The sequence below is a fragment of the Citreimonas sp. genome (assembly GCF_042096055.1).
In the GTDB taxonomy this organism is placed as follows: Bacteria; Pseudomonadota; Alphaproteobacteria; order Rhodobacterales; family Rhodobacteraceae; genus Citreimonas.
Genome location: NZ_JBELMH010000026.1, coordinates 1 through 23,511, shown reverse-complemented (window position 1 = coordinate 23,511; position 23,511 = coordinate 1). Strand labels below are relative to the sequence as shown.

Genomic DNA, 23,511 nt, shown 5'->3' with positions numbered 1-23,511 from the left:
GTTCGGCGGGCAGATTGACGCGGCGGGGCCGAGGCCGCTAGCGCGCCGCGATCCCGCGCATCGCGTCGAGGAAGGCGCGCACCTCGGCCAGGCTGTTGTAGTGGCACAGCGAGACGCGCACGCAATCGGCGCGGCCCAGCGGCTTCAGGATCGTGCCGGAATAATGGTCCGCGCGGCGGATATGCGTGCGGATGCCCGCCTCGTTCAGCGCCTCGACGATGTGCGCCGACTCCACGTGGTCCAACCAGAAGCAGACCAGCCCCTCGCGCGCGGGATTGTCCGCGCCGCCGACGATGCCGACGCCGGGCAGCGCGCGCAGGCCGGGCAGATTGTCGGTGCCGTTCAGCATCGCCCGCGTCAGCGCGGATTCGTATTCCGCGATCGCCGCACCTGCCGCCTCGATCCGGGCGCGGGCGTCGCCGGCGTCGCCCACGCGCCCGCCCAGCCAGTCGAGATAGGCCACCACGTCCGAGAACGTGGCATAGGCGCCGGTGTCGCGGGTGCCCTGCTCCCAGTTCTGCGCCGGGCCGTCGGGCAGCGTGTCGTGGCGCAGCGCGGTCAGCCGGTCCGACGCCCAGGCGATGCCGTAGCCGTGGCGCGAGAACACCTTGTAGGGCGAGATCACGTAGCCGTCGACATCCGCACCCGCCAGGTCGATGCGGCCGTGGCTGGCGTGCTGGATGCCGTCGACGATGATGAACGCGTTCGGCGACTTGGCGCGGATCGCCGCCGCGATCGCGTCGAGGTCGTTCGCCATGCCGGTCACCGGCGAGGTGTGCAGGATCGTCGCCACGCGCGTCTCGGGCGTCACGTGCGCGGCGTAGGCGTCGGCCGTCACCTGCCCCGTCGCGTCGTCGTGCGGCACTTGGACGTAAGGACGGCCGGTTTCGTCCGCCCAGCGTGTGCACGCCCCGCGCGAGGCTGGGTGTTCCACGGTCGAGCCCAGGACGATGCCGCCCGGCGCCGCCCCGGTGCAGGCGTCGCGCACCAGCCGGAACAGCAGCTCGGTCCCGCTTTCGCCGACGATCACGGCGCCGCCGGTCGCGTTGAAGAGCAGCCGCACGTCCTGCCGCGCCCGGTCGATCACCTCGACAAGCGCGCGGGAGGCCGGGTTGTCGCGCCCCTGGTTGTCCGGGATCGCGGCATAGAGCGCCGAGCTGTCGACCACGCTCTTGAGCGTCAGCGCGCCGCCCGCGTTCTCGAAGAAGACGCGCGGCCCGGTCAGCGGGCAGGTGTCCACGTGGGCGAAGCGGGCGCGGATCTCGGCCAGAAGGGTGTCGTCGAACATCAGTGCGGCTTTCTCTGTTGCTGCTCCAGCGCGCGCTCGGCTGCGTCCAGATCCTCGGGGTCGTCCGAGGGGATCGCGTAGCTGCCGCTCATCCATTTCGCCAGATCCACGTCGGCGCACCGCTTCGAGCAGAAGGGACGGTAGGCGGCGTCGCTCTTGCGCTTGCACACGGGGCAGCTCATCGGGGGCACCTCATCGCAGGATCTCGGTCAGGGGCAGGCGGTCGCGCTTGCGCTGGATCTCGACGAGGCCCATCGCGGTCCATCCCGCCAGCACGCTTTCGGTGGTCTCGCGCTTGAGGCCCGCGCGCAGCACCTGGTCCAGCTGCTTGCGCTCCTTCTTGGGGCTGGGCGCGGGGTCGACGACGATCTGGCCGCCGAGGCCGCGCAGCCGCAGCTGGCGCGGCAGGTCGCGGAAGGCGGCGATGTTGGCCTTGAGGCCCGCGGCGGGCGAGCCGTCGGCGCCGGTGTTGATGTCCACCGCCACCAGCGCCGAGGTCGGCTCGACCATCATCCAGCCGCCGCCGGGCAGATCGACGCGCGGCGCCAGCAGCGCCTCGATCGCCTCGTCCACGCCGTGGCGGGCGAAGCTGCCGTCGCCCGCATCGATCTCGGCCGGCTCGACCCAGTCGCGCCAGGCCAGCGCGTGGGGCGCGTCGCCCTCGACCAGCAGCTCGGGCTCGGTGCCGGGATCGGCCAGCACCTGCGCGGCAAGGCCCGCCATGGCGGCCACGTCCTCGGCGATGTCGTCCTCGGCCGCCGTCTCGCAGGACGAGCGCAGGATCAGCCCCGCGCCCTCGGGCAGCGGCGTGTTGGCCAGTGCATCGTGCGCGGCGGCCAGCACCGCGTCGCGCGCATCCTCGTCGCGGATGCGGCGCGAGACGTTGATGCCGGGCGCGTCGGGCGTGACGATGGCGTAGCGCGACTTGAACAGCAGCCGATCGGTGACGGGGATCGCCTTGCCGCCCTCGGCGTAGCCGGTGACCTGCACCAGCAGCCGGTCGCCCGGGGCCATGCCCTTGGCGCCGCGCAGGAAGGCGCTGCCGTCGGGCGTGCGCAGGAACATCCCGCCCTGCCCCTTCAGCGGCCGATCGGCCACCGCGCGGTAAATGTGGCCCGGCCGCGGGCGGTCCGCGTCGATCAGCAGATCCTCGAGCCGCCCGTCGACCATCAGCGCCGCCGCCTCGCGGCCCCGCCAAGTATCCAGCGCGATCAGACGTCCCTTCATGCCGCCACCTCCGCCAGCGTCTCGAGCACCGGGTAGCCGGCGGCGCGCAACAGGCCCGCCGTCTCGGCCAGCGGCAGGCCCACGACCGCGGGGAACGAGCCGTTGATCCACGGAACGAAGGCCCCGGCCGGCCCCTGGATGCCGTAGCCGCCCGCCTTGCCGCGCCAGTCGCCGGTGGCGATGTAGGCGGCGATCTCGGCGTCCGACAGCGGCTTCATCTTCACCTGCGTGACCACGTCGCGCTGCCACAGCTTTTCGCCCCGGCGCACGGCCACGGCGGTGACCACCCGGTGCCGACGCCCCGACAGCGCGCGCAGGAACGCCGCCGCCTCGTCCGCGTCGGCGGGCTTTCCCATGATCCGGCGGCCCATCGCCACGGTGGTGTCGGCCGACAGCACCAGGTCGTCGGGGCCGGCCTCGACCGCGCGGGCCTTCTCGGCCGCCAGGCGCACGCAATAGGGGCGCGGCAGCTCGGCGCGGCGCGGGGTCTCGTCGATCTCGGGCGGGCGTATCGCGTCGGCGGTGATCCCGAGCTGCGCCAGCAGGTCGCGCCGGCGAGGGCTGCCGGAGCCGAGGATGAGCCTAGGGCGGTCGGGCATGTGTCGATCCTTCGTGTCGCGCAAGGCTTATCGCGCCGGCGCGCGCGCTTCAATCGGGGGAACGCAAAACGCCGGGCGCGGGCCCGGCGTCACGGATCGGCCTGTCGCGCGATCACTTGAAGCGGTAGTTGATCCGTCCCTTGGTCAGGTCGTAGGGCGTCATCTCGACCTGCACCTTGTCGCCGGCAAGAACCCGGATCCGGTTCTTGCGCATCTTTCCCGCCGTGTGCGCGATGATCTCATGGCCGTTCTCAAGCTCGACCCGAAACGTCGCGTTGGGCAGGAGTTCCTTCACGACACCGGGGAATTCGAGCGTGTCTTCCTTGGCCATGATATCTCCTTGCATAGCATTCCCGCTCACATGCGGAACGCGCTGTTATATGGGCCGTTGGCGGCCCGGATTCAAGCTGCAATTCACCGCAGGCGCTGGGGCGCGGGTGCCGCGTCGCGGCCCGCCTGCTCGTCCCAGTGCGCGCGGTTGAGCACCACGCCGTCGTCGCGCACCTTGGCGATCGCCGCCGGATCGACGTCGCCGATCGTCCAGCCCGGCGCGTCGAGCGTGCCCTCGGCGATCACGCCCGTAGGGGGAAAGCCGCGGTCCGGTGGACCGAACAGCCCGCCCGCACCGGTGTTGGTGTCCACCGCGTAGGACCACGGGCAATTCCCCACGGTCGAGGACATGACCGTGACGCACTGGTTTTCCAGCGCGCGGGCCTGCGATCCGATGCGCACGCGGCTGAAGCCGGTCAGCGCCTCGGTGCAGGACGGCACCAGGATCACGTCCGCGTCGACCATCGCGCGGCCCAGCAGCGGAAACTCGGAATCGTAGCAGATCAGGATGCCGATCTTCCCCAGCGCCGTGTCGAACAGGCGCAGCGGCCCGCCGCCCACCACGCCCCACTCGTCACGCTCGAACCGGGTCATGATCTGCTTGTCCTGCACCCCCACGTCGCCCTGCGGGCCGAACAGCCGCGCGCGGTTTACGGGGCGCGGCCCCAGCGCCTCGTCGAAGCAGGGCGCCGAGGCGGCCAGGATGTGCACGCCGTGCCGCGCCGCGAGATCCGCGTGCAGCCCGTCGGCGTCCGCCAGCCGGTCCGACACCGCGTGCAGCGACCGCTCCAGATCGCCCGCCGCCTCGGCGCCGGCGAGCGTCGCCAGCTCCATCGCGCCGTATTCGGGAAAGACCAGCAGTTCGGCCCCCTGCCCCGCGGCGTCCGCGAACCAGGCGCTCAGCTTGTCGGCGTAGGCTTTCCAGTCGTCCAGGAAGTCCATCGGGTAGGCGGCGGTGGCGATCCTCATGGTCTCTCCTTCAATGTGGGGGTGTGGCGCGCGGTCTCAGCCGTCATGCAGCACGCAGACCAGCGTGAACAGCCGCCGCGCGGTCGCATCGTCGATCACGGCCTTGTCCTTCAGCCGCTCCTGCAGGATGCGCGCGCCCTCGTCGTGGATGGCGCGGCGCGCCTGGTCGATGGTCTCGATCCGGCCCGGCGGCAGCGTGCGCACCGCGTCGAAGTAGCTTTTGCAGATTTGGAAGTAATCCTTCACCGCCTGCCGGAACGGCGACAGCGACAGGTGGAACGCCGCCGCAGGCCGGCCGTCCTCGGTGTCGACGTCGAAGACCAGCCGCTTGTCGGCGATCGACAGGCGCACCGCGTAGGGCCCCGGCGGCACGTCGTCGCCCGGCAGCACAAAGCTGTTCTCCTCGAGCAGGTCGAACATCGCCACGCGGCGCTCCTGCTCGATCTCGGGCGTGGGCGGCGGCAGGTTGGCGTCGTCCAGGACGATATGCGCGATACGGGTCATGACCGCGATCCTTTGGCTGATCCTCCCGGGATTAACCCGCCCGCCGCGCATGGTCCATGCGGTCGCAGCCAGGGTGTTAACATTTGAGAAAGAAATGCGCGCTAGCGTCATGGTTGTGCGGCACGAGGCCGGACGACGCTAGGGACCGGCGCAGACCGGCCAGCGAACTGGGGTAAGGAGGGATCGCATGAACCCTGCAGAGCGGGACGACCAATCCACCAACGACAGCGCGCTCAGCTTCGGCCAGCTTCTGGGCCTGATCGCCACGTGCTGCACCGGCTGCCTGATCCTTGCGCGCTTCTTGGGCATGGGGTGGATCTCGAGCATCGCCTTCGCCTATGTCGGCGGCGCGGCCCTGGTGGTCGTCGGCTGCCTGGTCGCGCTGCGGGTTCTGGAAAGCGGCCTCTTCGCCAAACGCGGCGAGCCCGAGCCCGAGGCCGAGTGGTCCTCGGAATGGCCCGCCGGGCGTCACATCGACTCGGCGCGCTGCGCGGTCATGGCGCGCAACGCCGCCGCCGGTGCCAGCGGCACGGCGGTCGGCCGCCGCATTGGCGCGCTGTCCGACGTCTCGATCGAGCCGCGCGTGCACCGCTCGGACATCTACTGACGACGGCGCGGTCCCGGCCGCGCGTCCCCCGATCACGCCTTACCGGTTCAGCCGCTCCAGCCGCGCGGTGACGCTCAGCCCGTGCGCCTCGAGGCTTTCCGCGCGCGCCAGGCGTTCCGCCGCCGGGCCGATCGCGCGCAACGCCTCGGGCGTCATCTTGGCGATCGTGGTGCGCTTGAGGAAATCCATCACCGACAGCCCCGACGAGAACCGCGCCGAGCGTGCCGTTGGCAGCACGTGGTTCGGCCCGCCCACGTAGTCGCCGATCGCCTCGGGCGTCCACTGCCCCAGGAAGATCGCGCCCGCATGCGTGATCCGGTCGGCCAGCGCCTCGGGGTCGGCGACGCACAGTTCCAGGTGCTCGGGCGCGATCCGGTCGGCCAGCCGCGCCGCCTCGTCGAGGTCGCGCACCACGACGATCGCGCCGTAGTCGCGCCAGCTGGCGCCCGCGATCGCCCGCCGCTCCAGCGTCTGCAGCCGCGCGTCGACCGCCTCGGCCACCGCCCGGCCGAAACCCGCGTCGTCGGTGATCAGGATCGACTGCGCGGATTCGTCGTGCTCGGCCTGGCTGAGCAGGTCCAGCGCGATCCAGTCGGGATCGTTGTCCGCGTCCGCGATCACCAGGATCTCGGACGGGCCGGCGATCATGTCGATGCCCACCTTGCCGAAGACCCGCCGCTTGGCCGCCGCCACGTAGGCGTTGCCTGGCCCGGTGATCTTGTCGACCGGCGCGATGCTCTCGGTGCCGTAGGCCAGCGCCGCGATCGCCTGCGCACCGCCGACGCGGTAAATCTCGTCGACGCCGGCGATCCGCGCGGCCAGCATGACCAGCGGGTTCACCACCCCGTCGGGTGTCGGCACGGTGATCGCCAGCCGCCCCACCCCGGCTACCTTGGCGGGAATCGCGTTCATCAGCACCGAGGACGGGTAGCTCGCCAGCCCGCCCGGCACATAGAGGCCCGCCGCCGACACCGCGCTCCATCGCCAGCCCAGAGAGGCACCCTCGGCGTCGGTCCAGCGCGAATCCTCGGGCATCTGGCGGGCGTGGTAGGCGCGGATGCGCGCGGCCGCCTGCTCCAGCGCCGCGCGGTCCGCGTCGTCGACGGTGGCGCAATGCGCCTCGACCTCGTCCGCGCCGATGCGCAACGTCTCGGGCGTCAGCGTCAGGCGGTCGAACCGCTCGGTCAGCGCGATCAGCGCTGCGTCGCCGTGGGCGCGCACCTCTGCGATGATCGCCGCGACGGCGTCGTCGACCTCGGGGCTGTCCTCGCGCTTGGCGTTCAGCAACGCGGTGAAACGGCTGTCGAAATCCGGATCGGACGCGTCGAGGTGAACGGGCATGCTGGCACTCCTTTGCGCGGGTGATAGCCGCTTGCCCGCACGGCCTCAAGCCGCGGGGTGCGCGCCCCGCGCGGCACGTCGCCGCGCGCGCCGGACGCCGCGCTAGAGGTCGTCGCCGTGGTCGGGCACGCGCCCCGACGGCGCCACGTAGGGCCGCGTCACGTCGCGCAGCGCCACCTCGATCGCCTCGACCCGCGCGCGGATGGCACCATCGCCCGCCAGCGTCACGATCACGTCGCCGCCGGGCGCGTCGCCCGGCTCGAACGCGATCGACAGCACCGACAACACCGTCTCGGCGTCGCCGCGGTTGATGCCCTGGCTCGCCACGCCCTGCGCGCCCTCGATCGTCAGCACGGTGCGCACGCGCTCGACCGGGCGGCCGGCGGCGCGCGACGCGGCCAGGTCCTCGTGCCGCAGGCGGTTGAGCAGGAAGGCCAGCCGCCGCTCGCGCGGGCGCCACTGCATGTCGGCGCCGTGCAGCACCGAATCCTGCACCAGCGCCGAGATCACCTGCAGGTCCTCCTCGTCGAAGGCGACCAACCGCAGCGGCGCCTCGCCCGCGTCCTCGAAGCGTGCGTCACCGCTCATGCGCTCACCCGTTCGATCTTGGCGCCGACGGCCTGCAGCTTGGCCTCGACGTTCTCGTAGCCGCGGTCGAGGTGGTAGACCCGGCTCACCAGCGTCTGCCCCTCGGCCGCCATGCCCGCCAGAATCAGCGACACCGACGCGCGCAGGTCGGTCGCCATCACCGGCGCGCCGCGCAGCCGATCGACGCCGTGCACCGTCGCGGTGCCGCCATGCACCTCGATCCGCGCGCCCATCCGTGTCAGTTCCGGCGCGTGCATGAACCGGTTCTCGAAGATCTTCTCCTCGAGGACCGAGGTGCCGCGCGCGGTGCACATCAGCGCCATCATCTGCGCCTGCAGGTCGGTGGGGAACCCCGGATAAGGCTCGGTCGTGACGTCGACGGCCTGCACCGCGTCGCCCTTGCGCTCGACCCGCAGCCCGGCCTCGGTCTCGGTCACAGAGACGCCCGCGTGCTCGAGCGTGTCGGCGAAGGCCTGCACCAGCGACAGCTCGCCGCCGAGGCAGGTCACCGACCCGCCGCAGATCGCCGGCGCCAGCATGTAGGTGCCCAGTTCGATCCGGTCGGTCACCACGCGATGCGTGGCCCCGCCCAGCCGCTCGACGCCCTGGATCGTGATCGTCGACGTCCCCTCGCCCTCGATCTGCGCGCCCATCGCGCGCAGGCAGCGCGCCAGGTCGACGATCTCGGGCTCGCGCGCGGCGTTGCGCAGCACGGTGGTGCCCTTGGCCAGCGTCGCGGCCATCAGCGCGTTTTCGGTGGCCCCGACCGAGACCAGCGGGAAGGTGAACTCGCCCCCGCGCAGCCCGCCCGCCGGCGCCTTGGCGTTCACGTAGCCGTCGCGCAGGTCCATCTCGGCGCCCAGCGCCTCGAGCGCGCGCAGGTGCAGGTCGACGGGCCGCGCCCCGATCGCGCACCCGCCGGGCAGCGAGACCTCGGCATAGCCGTCGCGCGCCAGCAGCGGACCCAGCACCAGGATCGAGGCGCGCATCTTGCGCACGATCTCGTAATCCGCGCGGTGGCTGGTCAGCGCGTGCGAGCTCAGCGCCAGCACCCGTCCCTCGGCCAGCGACGACACTTCCGAGCCGAGCGAGCGCAGAAGCTCGGACATGGTGCGGATGTCCGACAGCCGCGGCGCGTTGGTCAGCGTCAGCGGGTCTTCGCTCAGCAGCGTCGCCGGCATCAGCGTCAGGCAGGCGTTCTTCGCCCCGGCGATGGGAATCTCGCCATTCAGGGGCCCGTTGCCCGTCACCAAGATCGAATCCATGCCTGCCTAGTCCTTGTTCTTGTCGCCGTCGTCGCGGCCCTGGTCGCGCGGTGTCGCCCGGGCCCGGGCCTGCGCCTTGCGCCGTGCCAGGTTGGCCTTGAGCGCCGCCTTGAGCCGATCCTCGCGATCGTCGGGCGTCGGCTTTTCGGGGGGAGCTTTCCGCGTCATGCCCCTCTGTAACGCAGGGCGGAAAAAGCGTCCAGATTGGGGTTGCACGGCCGGAATTTTGCGTCTAATCACCGCCCACATCGCGACCGGGCTGCTGTAGCTCAGAGGTAGAGCACTCCCTTGGTAAGGGAGAGGTCGAGAGTTCAATTCTCTCCAGCAGCACCACTTTCCCCGTCCGATCGACCTCCACCAGCATCGCCCGGCCGCGCCCCGTATGCGCGCAGCCCGATGACCCGCGCCAGGCGCGTCATGGGCGCTTGCCGGAACGGAAGCCATGCGGCCCGGAACATCCGTTTCCCCGGCGGGTTGGCAGGGGAACGCAGCCGGCGCCGCCGGTTCCCGCCGCCTCAAAACACCGGGAGCGACCCATGAAGAAGAACATCTACGTCCTCGGCATGCTCGACTGGCAGCTCGAAGAGCTCAAGACGATCCGCGACGCCGACCTTTGCCGATTCCACTCGCTGCTGACGACCGAGGAGCTGCTCGACCACACGGCCGGCTTCGACGAGTTGCTCAAGCGCGCCCGCCACCAGCTGCGCGAGGGCGACAAGCCCGACGCCATCGTCTGCCACTGGGACTTTCCGTCGAGCTGCCTCGCGCCGATCCTCGCGGAGGAGTTCGGCCTGGCCGCCCCCTCGCTCGAGGCGGTGCTGCGCTGCGAGCACAAGTACTGGGCCCGCATCGAGCAGGCCCGCGTCGCGCCCGAATGCGTGCCCGACTTCGAGGCCGTCGACCCCTTCGACCCCGAGGCCGCCGACAAGATGAAGCTCGACTTCCCGATCTGGCTGAAGCCGGTCAAGGGCTTCTCGTCGCAGCTGGGCTTCAAGATCGAGGACCGCGCCGGCCTCGACGAGGCGCTTGAGAAGATGCGCGACGGCATCGGCGATCTCGGCCACATCTTCGACGAATGCCTGGACCATGCCGAGCTTCCGCCCGAGGTGCAGGGCATCGGCGGCAGCCACGCCATCGCCGAAAGCATCATGAGCGGCGACCAGTTCGCGCACGAGGGCTACGTGCGCAACCACAAGGTCACGATCCACGGCGTGCTCGACATGATGCTCAGCAGCGAAGGCAACGCGGTCGCGGGCCTGCGCTATCCCGCCGACCTGCCCGACGACCTGGTCAGCCGCGCCAACGACGTGGGCCGCAAGATCATGCGGCAGGTGGGCTTCAACGACGGCTGCTTCAACGTCGAGTTCCTGTACGACAAGGACACCGACAAGCTGTGGGTGATCGAGGTCAACACCCGCATCTCGCAAAGCCATTGCGAGATGTTCCGCATGGTCGATGGCCGCTCGAACCACGAGATCGCCGTGTCGGTGGCGCTGGGGGACGAGCCCACCCTGCCCGACCACAAGGGCGACTTCGAGACCTCGGCCAAGTTCTACATCACCAAGGACGACGACGCGAAGGTCACCCGCGAGCCGTCCGAGGACGAGCTGCGCGAGATCAGCCAGGAATTCGGCGCGCTGGTCGAATTCGAGGCGCACGAGGGCGACACGCTGTCGGACCTGCCCAACCAGCCGGTCTACAACTTCAACGTCGGCTACGCCTGGCTGGGCGCGGACACGCCGCAGGCGCTGCGCGAACGCTACCGCGACCTGATCTCGCGCATCCCGATGGAGTTCAGCGACGGCCAGCGCCTCAGCACCGAGATGTAAGGCCCCCGCGCCACGACACGAAACGCGTCCCCGGCCCCGACCAAGGGCCGGGGCGCCCTTGCGAAGGATGCCGAACGCATGAAGGAAGTCTCCAGCTTTCCGCACGCCGTCGAGATCACCGAGCACGTCTGGATCGACCTGCCGAACGGCCGACGCCTCGCCGCGCGGCTCTGGATGCCCGAGGGCGCCGGCGACGCGCCCGTCCCCGCGATCCTCGAATACCTCCCCTACCGCAAGCGCGACCTGACCCGCGGACGCGACGCGATCAACCATCCCTACCTCGCAGGCCACGGCTATGCCTGCGTGCGCGTCGACATGCTGGGCAGCGGCGAATCCGACGGCGTGCTGGTCGACGAATACACCGAGGACGAGCTGGCCGACGGCGTCGCCGTGATCGAGTGGATCGCCTCGCAGAAATGGTGCGACGGCAACGTCGGCATGTTCGGCATCTCGTGGGGTGGCTTCAACGGCCTGCAGATCGCCGCGCGGCAACCCGAGGCGCTGAAGGCGATCGTGTCCTGCTGCGCGTCCGACGACCTCTACGAGGACAACATGCACTACATGGGCGGCTGCCTGCTGGGCGACCAGCTGTCCGAGGCGACCGTCATGGCCGCGTTCAACAGCCAGCCGCCCGATCCGGCCATCGTCGGCGACCGCTGGCGCGACATGTGGCTGGACCGACTGGACGGGTCGGGCCTGTGGATCAAGAAATGGCTCGAACACCAGCGCCGCGACACCTACTGGTCGGCGCATTCGGTGTGCGAGGATTATTCCGCCATCCAGTGCCCCGTGCTCGCCGCCGGCGGCTGGACCGACGGCTACACCAACGCGATCTTCCGCCTGGTCGAGAACCTCGAGGTGCCCAGCCGCGCGCTGATCGGCCCCTGGGGACACAAGTATGCGCATATGGGCGTGCCCGGCCCCTCGACCGGCTTCCTACAGGAAGTGCTGCGATGGTTCGACCACTGGCTGAAGGGCATCGACACCGGCGCCGACGAGTTCTCCGAGGTGCGCGTCTGGATGCAGGACCCGGTGGCACCCAGCACCTCGCACCAGGATCGTCCCGGGCGCTGGGTGCGCGAACCGCACTGGCCGTCGGACGGCATCACGCCGCTGGAATACCGGCTGGGCGCCCGCCGCCTGTTCCTGCACGAGGAGAACCGCCACGCCTTTGAATCCGGGTTCGAGGAAACGCTGGTCTCGCCGCTGTCGGTGGGTCTTTACGCCGGCAAGTGGTGTTCCTACGCCGCCTTGCCCGACCTGCCGCACGACCAGCGCGAAGAGGACGGCGGCTGCCTCGTCTACGACACCGAGACCCTCGAGGAGGATATCGAGATGCTCGGCCGCCCCGAGGTCGAGCTCGAGATCGCCGCCGACAAGCCGATCGCGCAGGTGGCGGTGCGCCTGTCGGACATCCTGCCCGACGGGCGCGCCACGCGCGTCACCTACGGCGTGCTGAACCTGACGCACCGCGACGGGCACGCCGACCCGCAACCGCTGGAACCCGGGCGCTTCTACCGGGTGCGCGTGCCGCTTAACGGGTTGGCCACGCGCCTTCCGGCGGGGCACAAGCTGCGGCTGTCGATCTCGTCCACGTATTTCCCGCTGATCTGGGCGCCGCCGGAACCCGTGCAGCTGACGCTGCGCCCCGAGGGTTGCAGCCTGCGCCTGCCCGAACGCCGCCGCCGCAACGACCCGCCGCTGCGCGAATTGGGCGAGCCGGAGGGCGCGCCGCCCCTGCCGGTCGAACCCCTGCGCCCGCCCGAGGCGTCGTGGCAGGTGGTGCGCGACATGGTCCGGGACGAGGCCGCGCTGGTCGTCCTGAACGACGAGGGCAGCTACCGCATTCCCGAGATCGACATGACCGTCCGGCGCCGGACCGAGGAACGCTACAGCTTCCGCGACGCGCAATACGACAGCCTGCGCGGCGAGACCCGGACCGAGCGCGGCTTCTCGCGCGGCGACTGGTCGGCGCACGCGACGACTCACACGGTGCTGACCTGCGACGCCGAGAATTTCTACGTGCACGCCACGCTCGACGCCTACGAGGGCGCGCGCCGCATCTTCTCGCGCAACTGGGACGAGACGATCCCGCGCGACATGCTCTAGGCTGGTGGGGTTCCCGGTCGTCGCCCCCGCACCAGAGGTTGCTCGGGGGCGGCATCCAGGCGCGGGTCCGGCGGCGGCATCGCCCCGCCGTCACCGGATCGAATGTTAAGTCTTGGTGAATCCGTCCCTGTAAGCCATTGATTTTCCGTGACCGGATGCGTGTCCCATCGTGGGACATCCTTGGACAGTGCGCTGCGCCGCCCTCTCAGACGACCATCACCGGGCCTTGGGTCAGGCTGGTCACCTTGTGGCTGATCGAGCCCAGCATGTAGTTCTCGGCCGACCCCGCGCCGCGCCCGCCCATGACGATCAAGTCGACAGCGCGGTCCCTGGCGAAGTTCACGATCCCCCGCGCCACGGCGCCATTGCGGACATAGGCGTGCACCTCGCCCACCCCGCCCGCCACCGCACGCGCCTTGGCCAGTTCGGCGACCTCGGTGGCATGCTCCCGCATCACGTCGTCGAAGGGACGCGGATCGCTTTTGCGGACCATCGACAGCGACGCCTCGAGCAGCGAGTGGTGGCGGTAGACCGTCAGGATCGACAGCACCGCGCCCGTCAGCTGCGACAGCGCCACCGCCTTGTCGAGCGCGGCAAAGGAATTGTCCGACCCGTCGACCGGCACCAGGATGTGGGAAAACATGTCTCCTCCTTACTCGGCGAAGGCAAGGTCGCGCAGGAACAGCGCGATCTGCGGGAACACGATCAGCGCCGCCGAGACGCACAGCAGGATCAGGATGAACGGCGGCGTGCCCTTGATGACCTCCCAGTAGGGCCGCTTGAACACCGCGATCGCGGTGAAGATGTCGCAGCCGAAGGGCGGCGTGGCCGACCCGATCGCCACCTGCAGCGTGATGATGATGCCCACGTGCACCGGGTCCAGCCCGACCGCGTCCACCACCGGCGCGAAGATCGGCACGAAGATCAGGATCACCACGATCGGATCGACGAACATGCAGCCGATGAAGAACGCGATCGAGATCGTGATCAGCACGCCGTAGCGCCCCATGTCGTCGATGCCGATGGCGCCCAGCACCTCCTGCGGGATCTGCGCGAAGCTGATGACGTAGGAAAACGCCGCCCCCGCGCCCACCAGGATGAACACCACCGCGGTGATCAGCCCCGTCGACTTGGCCGTGGCATAGAGCTCCTTCACGCTCATCTCGCGGTAGACCACCATCTCGAGGATCAGCGCGTAGAGCACGCAGGCCGCCGCCGCCTCGGTCGGAGAGAAGATGCCGCCGTAGATGCCGCCGACGATGATCACCGGGAAACCCAGCGGCCACAACGCGCGGCGCACGGCGGTACCGCGCTCGGACCAGCTCGACTTCGGCTCGGTCGGCACGTCGTTGCGGACCGCGTAGATGTACGAGTAGATCGAGAACAGCACCAGGATCAGCAGCCCGGGCCCGATGCCGGCGATGAACAGCTCGGAGATCGAGGTGCCCGAGACGACGCCGTAGATGATCATCCCGATCGACGGCGGGATCAGGAAGGCGATGTCCGACGCGTTCACGATCAGCGCCAGCACGAAGTTGTCCTTGTACCCCGCGTTCAGCATCCGCGGCCGCAGCGGCCCGCCCACCGCCACCACCGTCGCCTGGGTCGAGCCCGAGACCGCGCCGAACAGCGTGCAGGCCGTTGCCGTGGACACCGCCAGTCCGCCCTTGAGGTGGCCCACGAAGACCATCACCAGGTCGATCAGCCGGTTGGCCGACTGGCCGCGCGTCATGATGTCGGCGGCGAAGATGAACATCGGCACCGCGATCAGGCTGGCGGGCCGGATGCCGCCCAGGATCTGCTGCACCATCGTGTCCAGCTGGTCGATGCCGCCGAAGATCGCCACGAACCCGATCAGCGAGCCCGCCAGCAGCGGGATCATCATGGGAAAGCCCAGCAGAAGCAGGACGATCATCGTCCCGAAGATCATGGTGCTCATCGCTCAGACCTCTTCTTCGCGGTCGTTGTCGTAGCCTTCCAGCGTGCTGGTCGACAGCCAGATGTCCTTGTGGATCAGGTTCTTGATCGCGGTCAGCGAGTATTGCAGCCCGGTCAGGAAGAAGCCCAGCGGCGCCCAGACGATGATCCACCAGACCGGCACCTGCAGCGCAGGCAGGACCCGCCCGCGCGACGCCTGCGTCATGACGTAGTCGACCGAGTACCAGGTCAGCAGGAACATCGCCGCCGCCGTCACCAGCGCGATCACCACCATCAGCGGCTTGCGCAGGCGCGGCGTCAGCGCGTCGAAGATCGCCGACATGCGGATGTGCCGGCCGTGCCGCGCGGCATACGAGATGCCGGCGAAGGTGATCAGGATGATCAGCGCCTGGTTCACCTCTTCCGAGAAGAAGATCGATTGCCCGAACACGTAGCGGCCGATCACGTTGGCCATCGTGTTGACCGCCATCAGCAGCACGCCGGCGGCCAGCAGGATCGCCTCGATCCGCGCGATGGTCACGTCGATCACGCCCAGGAAACCCGGCAGCCCCGAGACGTAGCTGGAATCGTCGATGTCGTCGCTGGCCGCGGGGACCTGCATCTCGGCCAGCAGGTCGGGATCCACCGGCGCGCGACGGTCCTTGTCAGAGGTCATGGTCGCTCTCCTGGGTGCAGGGGGATGTCGCGGGACGCAGGCGGCAGGCCGGGCCGCCGCGTGGCGGCCCGGGTGCGGTTGCGAAGGTGCCGCGAGGGCACGCGCCTCAGCTTTCGCCCGACGCGGCCTCGAGGTCTTCCTTCATCTGGTTGAGGATTTCCTCGGCCTGGTCGCCCCCGATCTCGAGGAAGTTGGCCTCGACCTCGTCCGCGGTGTCCATGAAGGGCTGGCGCTGTTCCTCGGTCAGCGTGGTGATCGTGATCGAGGGCTTGGCCTCCTTGATCTTCTCCAGCGACTCTTCGGTCAGGCCTTCCTGGTACTCGATGATGTGGTCGAAGGCGACGTCGATCGCGTCCTGCACCAGCGTCTTCTCCTCCTCGGGCAGGCCCTCGTAGAAGTCGAGGTTGGCCATCACGGCGGTGGTGAAGTTGTTGTGCCCGGTGCGGGTGATGTGCTCGGTCACCTCGTACATCTTCGTGGACTCGATGAAGAACGCGGGGTTCTCTTGGCCCTGGATGATGCCGGTCTGCAGCGCGCCGTAGACCTCGCCCCACGGCAGCGGCGTCGGCGTCGCGCCGAAGGCCTGGTAGCTGCCCACCAGCAGCGGGTTGGTCATCACGCGGAACTTGACCTCGTTGAGGTCCTCGGGGCTGGTCACCGGCTCCTGCGTGGTCATCATGACCTCGCCCTCGGGGAACATGGTCAGCAGCTTCAGGCCCTGCTCCTCGTAGAGCGGCGGGAACAGCTCGTTGATGGCGACCGAATTCTCGAAGAACGACACCAGCTGGTCCTGGTCCTGCGGCAGCAGGTAGGGCACGAAGAAGACCTGCGCCTCGGGGATCAGCGCGCCGGTAAAGCCGGGCGACTGGTCGACGAACTGCAGGATGCCGGACTGCGCCTGCTCCATCACGTCGGCGGATTCACCCAGCGTGCCGAAGGGGAACAGCTGGACCTCGTGGTCGGAATTGGCCTCGATCTCTTCCTTGAACTTCTGCGCGAAAATCCCCTGCACCTCGTCCATCGCTTCTTCGAACGCATAGCGCCAGGTGTCGGCGGCGGCGGCGCCGGCGCTGGTGGCCAGGGCAAGCGCGCTTGCCGCGAGAAGGCTCTTGTAGGTCATGGTCTTTCCTCTCGAATGTCAGGCGCCTTCCTGCCACGGCGGTCGTCGCGGCGGGGGTTCTTTCGCACACGGCAGGCCGTTTGCCACAGAAAGACCCTGCAAGGGTTTCGGCCGTGGCCCGGGATGTCAATGATTAACCTGCCCTAGCAGAAGCCCCGTCGCCGCAGGCCCAAGGATGCGGCGCCCGGCCGCGCCGGGAACCCGCGCCGCGCGGGCGCGGTTCACACCGGAACCCGGGCGCCCCTGCGCGCCACCTGAAGACGGAGCCATGACATGACCGATATCCTGCTGACCGGCCAACGCGCCGTGGTGACGGGCGCAAGCTCGGGCATCGGTGCGGCGACGGCGCGCGCGCTGGCCTCGGCCGGGGCCGCGGTCGTGCTGACCTACCGTTCCAGCGAGGACGAGGCCGAGACGGTCGCCGAGGAAGCCCGCCGCGATGGCGCCGAGGTGCACGCCGTGCAGGCCGACATCAGCAAGCCCGAGGATTGCGCGCGGCTTTTCGACGAGGCCGACCGCCTGCTGGGCGGCGTCGACATCCTGGTCGCCAATGCCGGCGTGCAGAAGGACGCGGCCTTCGCCGAGCTGACGCTGAAGGACTGGCAGACCGTGCTGGACGTGAACCTGACGGGCCAGTTCCTCTGCGCGCAGGAGGCGGTGCGCCGCTTCCGCGACCAGGGCATCGTCGAGACGTCGGCCGCGCGCGGCAAGATCGTCTTCACCAGCTCGGTCCACCAGGGCATCCCCTGGGCCGGGCACGCCAACTACGCCACCGCCAAGGGCGGGCTGAAGCTGCTGATGCAGAGCATGGCGCAGGAGCTTTCGCGCGAGAAGATCCGCGTCAACGCCGTCGCCCCCGGCGCGATCAAGACCGACATCAACAAAGACGTCTGGCAGGACGACGAGGCGGAAAAGGACCTGCTGAAGCTGATCCCCTATGGCCGCGTCGGCGTGCCCGACGACGTGGCCCGCGCGGTCGCCTGGCTGGTGTCGGACGCCGCCGATTACGTGGTCGGCACCACGCTGTTCATCGACGGCGGCATGATGCTGTACCCGTCCTTCCGCGACAACGGCTGACGCGTCAGACTGCGCGCTCGCGCGGCACCGACCGCAGGTGGCTGCCGGTGACGCCGCCGGGCAGCGCCGCGATGCGGTCGGCCACCGCCAGCAGGCGCTCCATGTCGATGCCGGTGTCCAGCCCGCCCTCGTTGAAGGCGAACACCAGGTCCTCGGTCGCGGTGTTGCCGGTGGCCCCGGGCGCGAAGGGACAGCCGCCCAAGCCCGCCGCGGCGGTGTCGAAGTCGCTCACGCCGGCTTCCCACGCGGCCAGCGCATTGGCGACGCCCTGCCCGAACGTGTCGTGGCCGTGGAAAGCCCAGGTGTTTCGCGCGGTTCCCGGCAGGGCCATCGCCGCGCGAAACCGGTCGCGCACCGCGAAAGGGTTGGCGCGCCCGGTCGTGTCGCACAGCGCGATCTCTGCTTCGGGCGCGATCTCGGCCACGCGCGCCACCGCCGCCAGCACCTGGTCCAGCGGCACGGTGCCGTCGAAGGGACAGTCGAACGCGGTCGCCACGTCGACGCGCAGCCGCACGTCGTCGGGCAAGGCGGCGGCGACGTTGGCCAGCCCCTCCAGCGACTGCTCGACGCTCTGGCGCACGTTGTTGCGGTTGTGCGCCTCGGAGACCGAGAAGACGTAGCACACCTCGGCCACGCCGGCCGCGACCGCGTTCTCGGCGCCGCGTACGTTGGGCACCAGCGCACACAGCCGCGCGGGCAGGTCGCGAACCGCCTCGGCGATCTGCGCCATGTCGCCCATCTGCGGGATCGCCTTGGGCGACACGAAGGACCCGATCTCGACCCGCTGGCAGCCGGCGGCCACCAGATCGCGGATGATCGCGATCTTGTCCTCGGTCGGCAGCGGCTGCGCGATCGACTGGAAGCCGTCGCGCGGCGCCACCTCGCAGATGCGGGGCCTGCGGGTCTCAGACATTCTGCAGGTCCTCGCGATCGGTCCGGTCACGGCCGGTGATCGCGTCCAGGATATTCAGCGCGAAGCGCACCGTCAGCAGGCCGAACCCGATCGGGATCATCGCGTAGGGATAGACCATCGGCGTGCCGAAGCTCGACGACACCCGCTCGCCGTATTCCCAGGCCTGATAGGCCATCAGGTAGCCGCGCCACGCCATGATCCCGGCGAAGCCCAGCCCGAAGATGCCGATCACGATGCGGTTGATGCGCTGGCCCAGCTGCCCCACCCGGTCGGCGAAGAACGAGATGCGGATATGGCTGTCGGTGCGCTGCACGTCCGCCGCGGTCATCACCGCGACGTAGATGATCAGGAACGTGTTGATCTCGAGCGACCAGGACGTGGGCGCCGTGAACAGGTAGCGCATGATCGCGTCGTAGCAGATCGTGACCACCATGAAGACGAGCACCAGCTCGCCCCCCGCCCGGGTGATCCGTTCGAGCCATTCGAAGGCCTTTCTCATGGCAGCGCCCTTCCGTCATGCAGGTTGCAGGGGCGCGCGGCGAACCCGCCGCGCGCCGCCGAGATCACGAGGTCTGTTCGCCCATCGCCAGTGCGATGGCGCGCTCGCCGACCTCCTGGCCGACCTCTTCCTTCCACGCCTCGAGCACCGATTGCGACGCTTCCGCGAGCTGCGCGAGGTCCTCTTCGGACGGCTCGACGATCTCCAGGCCGGCCTCCTCGATCAGCGGCCAGTACTCGTCCTGGTAGATGACGTCGTTGGAATAGGCGGCACCGTTCTCCTCGAACCATTCCGCGGCCTCGAGGAAGGCGGCCTGCGCGTCCTCGGGCATGTTCTCCCAGCCTTGGGTGGTGGTGAACAGGCCGATGCCGTAGGCGGTCAGCGGCAGCTTGTAGACCACGTCCAGCTGCTCCTGCAGCGACCGGCCGATGATGGTCGAAATGTTGGCGACGGCCGCGTCGACCGTGCCCCGCTGCAGCGCCAGGTACAGTTCGGACGACGGGATGCGCACCGCGCCCGCGCCGAAGCCTTCCATCAGCTGCGTCGCCTCGAAGCTGACCACGCGGACCTTCTTGCCGTCGACCTCGGCGATCGAGTGGATCGGCCCCGAGCTGGTCGACCAGATGTATTCCGGCTCGAGGATGTTGCCCATCATCGACACCATGTAGAGGTCGTCCTCGGCCAGCTGCTCGTTGATCAGCTCGAACAGCGGGCTGCCCTTCGCGATGCGGCCGGGGTTGGCGTAAAGCTCCTCGACCACGCCCGGCAGGCCGGTGATCCCCAGGATCGGGATCGAGCGGGTGACGTAGCTGGTGGTGTGGAACATGAAGTCGATCGTGCCGGCGCGCAGCGCGGGCAGTTGTTCGTCGGCCTTCAGCAGCTTGCCGCTGTCGTAGTAGTCGACAGTCACCGCGTCGGACGCGTCCAGCCGCTCGACGAACCCGGCCGAGCCGTAGGACAGCGCCTTGTAGCTGGGCGGCAGGTAGCTGACGCCGGTCAGCGTGGTCTCTGCCGCGGCGGGACGGGCGAAGCCGGTCAGGCCCAGCGCACCGCCGCCCATGATCGCGCCGGACGTGGCCAGGAAGTTGCGTCGTGATTGGGTCATGTCTTTCTCCTCCTCTTGGTTTGTCGACTGGTCAAAGCAGGCCCGGCAGCCACAGGCTGAGCTCCGGGAACAGGACGAAGATCATCAGCAGCACGAACTGCACGCCCACGAAGGGCACGACCGAGCGGATGATCTCCTCGACCTTCAGCTGCGGGCAGACGCCCTTCAGCGCGTACAGGTTCAGCCCCACCGGCGGCGTCACCACCGCGATTTCCAGGTTCATCACCAGCACGATGCCGAACCACAGCGGGTCGTAGCCCAGCGTGGTGATCAGCGGCAGCAGGATCGGCGTGGTCACCACGATCAGCGACACCGCGTCGACCAGCATGCCCAGCAGCACCAGCGCGATCATGATCAGCGTCAGGATCGCCCAGCCCGGCAGCTCGGTGGCCGTCAGCGCGGCTGAGACGTTTTCCGGCACGCGCACGAGGTTGAGGTAGTCGCCGAAGATCTTGGCGCAGCCGATGATCAGCATGATCGCGCCCGACACCTTGATCGAGCTGACGAAGATCTCGCGCGTCTTCGCCCAGTCGAGGCAGCGGAACACGAAGGCGGCGATCATCAGCGCGCCCGCCGCGCCGAAGGCCGCGGCCTCGGACGGGGTGGCGATGCCGCTGTAGATCGCTCCCAGCACGATGAAGACCAGCAGCAGCGCGTGCCAGATGCCGCCCAGCGCGCGGATCTTCTCGGACATCGCGGGCTTGGGCCCGGTGGCGGGCGGCGCCTCGTGCGGGTTCAGAAGCACGCGCACGTAGATGTAGAGCGACAGCGCCAGTGCCAGCGCGATGCCCGGGACGATGCCGCCGATGAACAGCGCGCCCACCGACACGCCCGACACCGCGCCGTAGATGATGAACGGCACAGACGGCGGGATCAGCATCGCCAGCGCGCCCGACGACGCCACCGACCCGGCCGCCAGGTGGCGCGAATAGCCGCGGTCCAGCATCTGCGGCACCGCGATCGACCCCACCGCCGCCACGCCCGCGACCGACACGCCCGAGACCGCGCCGAAGATCGCCGAGGCCCCCACGGTCGAGATCGCCAGCCCCCCGCGCAGCCATTGCAGCCACAGCGACGCCGCATGGAACAGGTTGCGCCCCACCGGCGTCGCCCCCAGCACGTTGCCCATCAGGATGAACAGCGGCAGCGCGATCAGCTCGAAGCTGTTGAGTTGCCCGAAGAACGAGGTCGGCGCGAAGAAGAACGCCAGCGACCCCCGCGCCATGTAGAGGCCCAGCAGGCCGGACGCGCCCAGCGCCAGGAAGATCGGCGCTCCCGCCCCGATCAGCCCCAGCAGCACGACGACGACGAGAATGGGCTCGATCATCGCGCGCGGTCCCTGGTTGGAATGCTCATGTCTTCTCCTCCCCTGCCCGGCCTTTGCGGCCGGGTTCCCCCGTTGTTCAGATCACCCCGCGTTCGCGAAGCGCGGCGATCCGGTCCGCGTCGTAGCCCACCCGCGACAGCACCGCGTCGGTGTCCGCGCCCAGTTCGGGCCCCAGCGCCCGCACGCCGCCGGGGCTTTCCGACAGGCGCGGAAAGACGTTCTGCATGGCCAGCGTGCCGCGCTTGGGATCCTCCACCCGCACCACGCTTTCGCGCGCCTCGAAATGCGGGTCCTCCAGCATGTCGGCCGCCGTGTAGGCCAGCCCCACCGGCACGCCCGCCTCGGCCAGCCGGTCGACGATCTCCTGCGCGGGCAGCGTGCGCGTCCATTCGCCCACCATCGAATCCAGCAGGTCCTGGTTGCGCCCGCGCGACTGATGGTCGGCGAAGCGCGGATCGGTGGCCAGCCCGGGCCGGCCCATGACCTCGCACAGCCGTCCGAAGACCGAATCCTGGTTGGCGCCGATAATGACCTCGCGCTCGTCCGCGGCGAGGTAGGCGTTCGACGGCGCGATCCCCGGCAGGGCCGAGCCAAAGCGCTCGCGGATGTGGCCTCCCGCGTCGTACTCGGCCACCATGGATTCCGTCAGGCCCAGCACCGCCTCGAAGATCGCGCTGTCCACGACCTGACCGCGCCCGGTCGTGTGGCGGTGCTGCAGCGCCAGCAGGATGCCCATCGCGGCGTTGAAGCCGGCCATCGTGTCGCCCAGGCTGATGCCGATGCGCACCGGCGGCCGGTCGGGATAGCCCGAGATGTAGCGCAGGCCCCCCGCCGCCTCGCAGACCGAGGCGAATCCCGCGCGCTTGGAATACGGCCCGTCCTGCCCGTAGCCCGACACCCGCGCCATGATCAGGCGCGGGTTGATCTCGGACAGCGCGTCGTAGCCCAGGCCCCAGCGCTCCATCGTGCCGGGGCGGAAATTCTCGATCAGCACGTCGGCGTCGCGCACCAGGTCGCGCAGCACCTGCTGGCCGTCGGGCTCGCGCAGGTTCAGCGTCACCGAGCGTTTGCCGCGCGCGATCACCGAGAACCAGACCGGGTCGCCGTCCTTGTCGGCCCAGCCCCACTGGCGCATCGGATCGCCCGCACCCGGCGGCTCGATCTTGATCACCTCGGCACCGAAATCGGCCATCACCTGGCCGCAATACGGCCCCGCGATCAGCTGCCCCAGCTCGATGACCCTGATGCCCTCCAACGGCCCCATCTGCGATCGCCTCCCCCTGCGTCACGTTCCCTGCAACACTATTGCAGGGACAGGCCATTGCAACCACGCAGAAATCGGCGCCGTTCCGTCAGGCGGACGCGACGCGCATCACGCGGCGGGCGCCTTCTCGCCCTCGGCGACCTTCTCGGCCAGGCAGTCGAAGAACTTGGCCGACAGCTTCTTCGCCGTCCCCTGCACCAGGCGCGAGCCGAGCTGCGCCAGCTTGCCGCCGATATCGGCCTTCGCCTCGTAGGTCAGGCGGGTGCCGCCCTCGACCTCCTCCAGCACCACGTCGGCGCCGCCTTTGGCGAACCCGGCCGCGCCGCCGTTGCCCTCGCCGGTCAGCGAGAAGGCGCGCGGCGGATCGTAGGGGTTCAGCGTGACCTTGCCCGCGAACCGCGCCTTCACCGGCCCGACCTTCAGCACGACCTTGGCCTCGAGCTCGGTTTCGGAGTGGCGGACCAGCTCCTCGCATCCCGGGATGCAGGCCTTCAGCATCTCGGTGTCGTTGAGCGCGGCATAGACCGTCTCGCGCGGGGCGGGGATGAAGATCTCTTCCTTGAGTTCCATGCTTTCCTCCTCATTCAGCAACAGGGAAACTTGATGTTCGACAGGATGCGCGCAGCCTCGTCCGACGGCGCCAGCCGGCGCAGCGCGCGGGCCAGGCGCGCGATCACGCGGCGGTGCCGACGCGGTCGGCGCCGCGGCGGGCGGCGATCACCTCGGCCAGGATCGACAGCGCGATCTCGTCGGGCGTGATCGCCTTGATGTCGAGGCCGGCGGGCGCGTGCACCCGGTCCAGCCAGGCGCGCGGCACGCCCTCGTCCTCCAGCTTGGCGGCCAGCGTCGCGAACTTCCGGCGCGAGCCGACGAAGGCGACGTAGGACGCCTGCGACCGCGCCGCGGCGCGCAGCGCGTCCATGTCGCCCTTGCCCTGCGTCGCGATCACCAGGAACC

General features: G+C 69.6%; 26 protein-coding genes and 1 tRNA gene. 5 read left to right on the top strand and 22 right to left on the bottom strand.

What is annotated here, in order from left to right; translation table 11 throughout:
* Nucleotides 1–37: 37 nt before the first annotated feature.
* From ACFDTC_RS07965 to ACFDTC_RS07935, 7 genes are all read right to left on the bottom strand, one after another.
* Nucleotides 38–1,288: an aminotransferase class V-fold PLP-dependent enzyme gene (locus ACFDTC_RS07965; RefSeq protein WP_375258348.1), complete on the bottom strand. Its 1,251-nt coding sequence runs from the start codon at nt 1,286–1,288 to the stop codon at nt 38–40.
* The gene (locus ACFDTC_RS07960; protein ID WP_375258347.1) at nt 1,288–1,470 is read right to left on the bottom strand and encodes a DNA gyrase inhibitor YacG; all 183 of its coding nucleotides are present in this window, start codon (nt 1,468–1,470) and stop codon (nt 1,288–1,290) included. The genes ACFDTC_RS07965 and ACFDTC_RS07960 overlap by 1 nt, the downstream gene beginning before the upstream one ends.
* A gap of 10 nt (nt 1,471–1,480) precedes the next feature.
* Nucleotides 1,481–2,515, bottom strand: a complete 1,035-nt coding sequence (locus tag ACFDTC_RS07955; RefSeq protein ID WP_375258346.1) for a ribonuclease E/G — start codon at nt 2,513–2,515, stop codon at nt 1,481–1,483.
* Nucleotides 2,512–3,114: a Maf family protein gene (locus ACFDTC_RS07950; protein ID WP_375258345.1), complete on the bottom strand. Its 603-nt coding sequence runs from the start codon at nt 3,112–3,114 to the stop codon at nt 2,512–2,514. The genes ACFDTC_RS07955 and ACFDTC_RS07950 overlap by 4 nt, the downstream gene beginning before the upstream one ends.
* A 112-nt stretch (nt 3,115–3,226) precedes the next feature.
* Complete coding sequence (gene infA / locus ACFDTC_RS07945) at nt 3,227–3,445, bottom strand: translation initiation factor IF-1 (RefSeq protein ID WP_005978431.1); 219 nt, start codon at nt 3,443–3,445, stop codon at nt 3,227–3,229.
* An 83-nt stretch (nt 3,446–3,528) separates the two neighbouring features.
* A complete protein-coding gene (locus ACFDTC_RS07940) occupies nt 3,529–4,413 on the bottom strand; it encodes a carbon-nitrogen hydrolase family protein (protein ID WP_375258344.1) in 885 nt (294 codons plus the stop codon).
* Nucleotides 4,414–4,449: 36 nt separating this feature from the next.
* Nucleotides 4,450–4,917, bottom strand: a complete 468-nt coding sequence (locus tag ACFDTC_RS07935; RefSeq protein WP_375258343.1) for a UPF0262 family protein — start codon at nt 4,915–4,917, stop codon at nt 4,450–4,452.
* 187 nt (nt 4,918–5,104) lie between these two features.
* Between ACFDTC_RS07935 and ACFDTC_RS07930 the strand changes: the two genes are divergently transcribed.
* A complete protein-coding gene (locus tag ACFDTC_RS07930; protein WP_375258342.1) occupies nt 5,105–5,524 on the top strand; it encodes a hypothetical protein in 420 nt (139 codons plus the stop codon).
* 39 nt (nt 5,525–5,563) lie between these two features.
* Here ACFDTC_RS07930 and hisD read toward each other — a convergent pair whose 3' ends face one another.
* The 4 genes from hisD to ACFDTC_RS07910 all read right to left on the bottom strand — a co-directional run bounded on the left by hisD (nt 5,564) and on the right by ACFDTC_RS07910 (nt 8,886).
* Entirely contained in the window at nt 5,564–6,865 is a 1,302-nt protein-coding gene (gene hisD / locus ACFDTC_RS07925; RefSeq protein ID WP_375258341.1) for a histidinol dehydrogenase, read from the bottom strand.
* 102 nt (nt 6,866–6,967) lie between these two features.
* Complete coding sequence (locus ACFDTC_RS07920; protein WP_375258340.1) at nt 6,968–7,453, bottom strand: DUF2948 family protein; 486 nt, start codon at nt 7,451–7,453, stop codon at nt 6,968–6,970.
* Nucleotides 7,450–8,718 (bottom strand): UDP-N-acetylglucosamine 1-carboxyvinyltransferase, encoded by a 1,269-nt coding sequence (murA, locus tag ACFDTC_RS07915; protein WP_375258339.1) that lies wholly within the window; start codon nt 8,716–8,718, stop codon nt 7,450–7,452. The genes ACFDTC_RS07920 and murA overlap by 4 nt, the downstream gene beginning before the upstream one ends.
* 6 nt (nt 8,719–8,724) lie before the next feature.
* The gene (locus tag ACFDTC_RS07910) at nt 8,725–8,886 is read right to left on the bottom strand and encodes a hypothetical protein (protein WP_375258338.1); all 162 of its coding nucleotides are present in this window, start codon (nt 8,884–8,886) and stop codon (nt 8,725–8,727) included.
* Between the two features lie 90 nt (nt 8,887–8,976).
* Here ACFDTC_RS07910 and ACFDTC_RS07905 point away from each other — a divergent pair.
* From ACFDTC_RS07905 to ACFDTC_RS07895, 3 genes are all read left to right on the top strand, one after another.
* Nucleotides 8,977–9,051: transfer RNA gene (locus tag ACFDTC_RS07905), tRNA-Thr, on the top strand.
* Nucleotides 9,052–9,254: 203 nt separating this feature from the next.
* Entirely contained in the window at nt 9,255–10,547 is a 1,293-nt protein-coding gene (locus ACFDTC_RS07900; protein WP_375258337.1) for an ATP-grasp domain-containing protein, read from the top strand.
* Nucleotides 10,548–10,625: 78 nt separating this feature from the next.
* Entirely contained in the window at nt 10,626–12,656 is a 2,031-nt protein-coding gene (locus tag ACFDTC_RS07895) for a CocE/NonD family hydrolase (RefSeq protein ID WP_375258336.1), read from the top strand.
* A 205-nt stretch (nt 12,657–12,861) separates the two neighbouring features.
* Here the strand turns inward: ACFDTC_RS07895 and ACFDTC_RS07890 are convergent, their stop codons facing one another.
* The 4 genes from ACFDTC_RS07890 to dctP form a co-directional block, all read right to left on the bottom strand.
* On the bottom strand, nt 12,862–13,299 hold the full coding sequence (locus tag ACFDTC_RS07890; protein ID WP_375258335.1) for a universal stress protein: 438 nt from the start codon (nt 13,297–13,299) through the stop codon (nt 12,862–12,864).
* Between the two features lie 9 nt (nt 13,300–13,308).
* On the bottom strand, nt 13,309–14,595 hold the full coding sequence (locus ACFDTC_RS07885; protein WP_375258334.1) for a TRAP transporter large permease: 1,287 nt from the start codon (nt 14,593–14,595) through the stop codon (nt 13,309–13,311).
* Between the two features lie 3 nt (nt 14,596–14,598).
* Nucleotides 14,599–15,195: a TRAP transporter small permease gene (locus ACFDTC_RS07880; protein ID WP_375258366.1), complete on the bottom strand. Its 597-nt coding sequence runs from the start codon at nt 15,193–15,195 to the stop codon at nt 14,599–14,601.
* Between the two features lie 160 nt (nt 15,196–15,355).
* Complete coding sequence (dctP, locus tag ACFDTC_RS07875; RefSeq protein ID WP_375258333.1) at nt 15,356–16,369, bottom strand: TRAP transporter substrate-binding protein DctP; 1,014 nt, start codon at nt 16,367–16,369, stop codon at nt 15,356–15,358.
* A 273-nt stretch (nt 16,370–16,642) separates the two neighbouring features.
* On the opposite strand from dctP, the gene fabG reads away from it, so the two are divergent.
* Entirely contained in the window at nt 16,643–17,446 is an 804-nt protein-coding gene (gene fabG, locus ACFDTC_RS07870) for a 3-oxoacyl-ACP reductase FabG (protein WP_375258332.1), read from the top strand.
* A gap of 4 nt (nt 17,447–17,450) precedes the next feature.
* Here the strand turns inward: fabG and ACFDTC_RS07865 are convergent, their stop codons facing one another.
* The 7 genes from ACFDTC_RS07865 to ACFDTC_RS07835 all read right to left on the bottom strand — a co-directional run.
* A complete protein-coding gene (locus tag ACFDTC_RS07865; RefSeq protein ID WP_375258331.1) occupies nt 17,451–18,359 on the bottom strand; it encodes a hydroxymethylglutaryl-CoA lyase in 909 nt (302 codons plus the stop codon).
* Nucleotides 18,352–18,858, bottom strand: a complete 507-nt coding sequence (locus ACFDTC_RS07860; RefSeq protein ID WP_375258330.1) for a TRAP transporter small permease — start codon at nt 18,856–18,858, stop codon at nt 18,352–18,354. The genes ACFDTC_RS07865 and ACFDTC_RS07860 overlap by 8 nt, the downstream gene beginning before the upstream one ends.
* A gap of 64 nt (nt 18,859–18,922) precedes the next feature.
* Nucleotides 18,923–19,963, bottom strand: coding sequence for a TRAP transporter substrate-binding protein (locus ACFDTC_RS07855; RefSeq protein WP_375258329.1), 1,041 nt, complete (start codon nt 19,961–19,963; stop codon nt 18,923–18,925).
* Nucleotides 19,964–19,994: 31 nt separating this feature from the next.
* Entirely contained in the window at nt 19,995–21,290 is a 1,296-nt protein-coding gene (locus tag ACFDTC_RS07850; protein WP_375258328.1) for a TRAP transporter large permease, read from the bottom strand.
* Nucleotides 21,291–21,366: 76 nt separating this feature from the next.
* Nucleotides 21,367–22,554 (bottom strand): CaiB/BaiF CoA transferase family protein, encoded by a 1,188-nt coding sequence (locus ACFDTC_RS07845; RefSeq protein WP_375258327.1) that lies wholly within the window; start codon nt 22,552–22,554, stop codon nt 21,367–21,369.
* 108 nt (nt 22,555–22,662) lie between these two features.
* Complete coding sequence (locus tag ACFDTC_RS07840; RefSeq protein WP_375258326.1) at nt 22,663–23,124, bottom strand: CoxG family protein; 462 nt, start codon at nt 23,122–23,124, stop codon at nt 22,663–22,665.
* A gap of 103 nt (nt 23,125–23,227) precedes the next feature.
* Nucleotides 23,228–23,511, bottom strand: a 284-nt coding sequence (locus ACFDTC_RS07835; RefSeq protein WP_375258325.1) for an XdhC family protein, incomplete at its 5' end; no start/stop codon positions are given.

What these genes read in the sequence shown, in the direction of transcription:
- ACFDTC_RS07940 (WP_375258344.1), bottom strand. Translation starts at nt 4,413, where the DNA reads ATGAGGATCGCCACCGCCGCCTACCCGATGGACTTCCTGGACGACTGG.
- hisD (WP_375258341.1), bottom strand. Translation starts at nt 6,865, where the DNA reads ATGCCCGTTCACCTCGACGCGTCCGATCCGGATTTCGACAGCCGTTTC.
- ACFDTC_RS07885 (WP_375258334.1), bottom strand. Translation starts at nt 14,595, where the DNA reads ATGAGCACCATGATCTTCGGGACGATGATCGTCCTGCTTCTGCTGGGC.
- ACFDTC_RS07890 (WP_375258335.1), bottom strand. Translation starts at nt 13,299, where the DNA reads ATGTTTTCCCACATCCTGGTGCCGGTCGACGGGTCGGACAATTCCTTT.
- ACFDTC_RS07850 (WP_375258328.1), bottom strand. Translation starts at nt 21,290, where the DNA reads ATGATCGAGCCCATTCTCGTCGTCGTCGTGCTGCTGGGGCTGATCGGG.
- murA (WP_375258339.1), bottom strand. Translation starts at nt 8,718, where the DNA reads ATGGATTCGATCTTGGTGACGGGCAACGGGCCCCTGAATGGCGAGATT.
- ACFDTC_RS07910 (WP_375258338.1), bottom strand. Translation starts at nt 8,886, where the DNA reads ATGACGCGGAAAGCTCCCCCCGAAAAGCCGACGCCCGACGATCGCGAG.
- dctP (WP_375258333.1), bottom strand. Translation starts at nt 16,369, where the DNA reads ATGACCTACAAGAGCCTTCTCGCGGCAAGCGCGCTTGCCCTGGCCACC.
- ACFDTC_RS07865 (WP_375258331.1), bottom strand. Translation starts at nt 18,359, where the DNA reads ATGTCTGAGACCCGCAGGCCCCGCATCTGCGAGGTGGCGCCGCGCGAC.
- ACFDTC_RS07895 (WP_375258336.1), top strand. Translation starts at nt 10,626, where the DNA reads ATGAAGGAAGTCTCCAGCTTTCCGCACGCCGTCGAGATCACCGAGCAC.
- ACFDTC_RS07920 (WP_375258340.1), bottom strand. Translation starts at nt 7,453, where the DNA reads ATGAGCGGTGACGCACGCTTCGAGGACGCGGGCGAGGCGCCGCTGCGG.
- ACFDTC_RS07955 (WP_375258346.1), bottom strand. Translation starts at nt 2,515, where the DNA reads ATGAAGGGACGTCTGATCGCGCTGGATACTTGGCGGGGCCGCGAGGCG.
- ACFDTC_RS07845 (WP_375258327.1), bottom strand. Translation starts at nt 22,554, where the DNA reads ATGGGGCCGTTGGAGGGCATCAGGGTCATCGAGCTGGGGCAGCTGATC.
- infA (WP_005978431.1), bottom strand. Translation starts at nt 3,445, where the DNA reads ATGGCCAAGGAAGACACGCTCGAATTCCCCGGTGTCGTGAAGGAACTC.
- ACFDTC_RS07840 (WP_375258326.1), bottom strand. Translation starts at nt 23,124, where the DNA reads ATGGAACTCAAGGAAGAGATCTTCATCCCCGCCCCGCGCGAGACGGTC.
- ACFDTC_RS07880 (WP_375258366.1), bottom strand. Translation starts at nt 15,195, where the DNA reads ATGCAGGTCCCCGCGGCCAGCGACGACATCGACGATTCCAGCTACGTC.
- ACFDTC_RS07960 (WP_375258347.1), bottom strand. Translation starts at nt 1,470, where the DNA reads ATGAGCTGCCCCGTGTGCAAGCGCAAGAGCGACGCCGCCTACCGTCCC.
- ACFDTC_RS07855 (WP_375258329.1), bottom strand. Translation starts at nt 19,963, where the DNA reads ATGACCCAATCACGACGCAACTTCCTGGCCACGTCCGGCGCGATCATG.
- ACFDTC_RS07950 (WP_375258345.1), bottom strand. Translation starts at nt 3,114, where the DNA reads ATGCCCGACCGCCCTAGGCTCATCCTCGGCTCCGGCAGCCCTCGCCGG.
- ACFDTC_RS07935 (WP_375258343.1), bottom strand. Translation starts at nt 4,917, where the DNA reads ATGACCCGTATCGCGCATATCGTCCTGGACGACGCCAACCTGCCGCCG.
- fabG (WP_375258332.1), top strand. Translation starts at nt 16,643, where the DNA reads ATGACCGATATCCTGCTGACCGGCCAACGCGCCGTGGTGACGGGCGCA.
- ACFDTC_RS07930 (WP_375258342.1), top strand. Translation starts at nt 5,105, where the DNA reads ATGAACCCTGCAGAGCGGGACGACCAATCCACCAACGACAGCGCGCTC.
- ACFDTC_RS07965 (WP_375258348.1), bottom strand. Translation starts at nt 1,288, where the DNA reads ATGTTCGACGACACCCTTCTGGCCGAGATCCGCGCCCGCTTCGCCCAC.
- ACFDTC_RS07900 (WP_375258337.1), top strand. Translation starts at nt 9,255, where the DNA reads ATGAAGAAGAACATCTACGTCCTCGGCATGCTCGACTGGCAGCTCGAA.
- ACFDTC_RS07860 (WP_375258330.1), bottom strand. Translation starts at nt 18,858, where the DNA reads ATGAGAAAGGCCTTCGAATGGCTCGAACGGATCACCCGGGCGGGGGGC.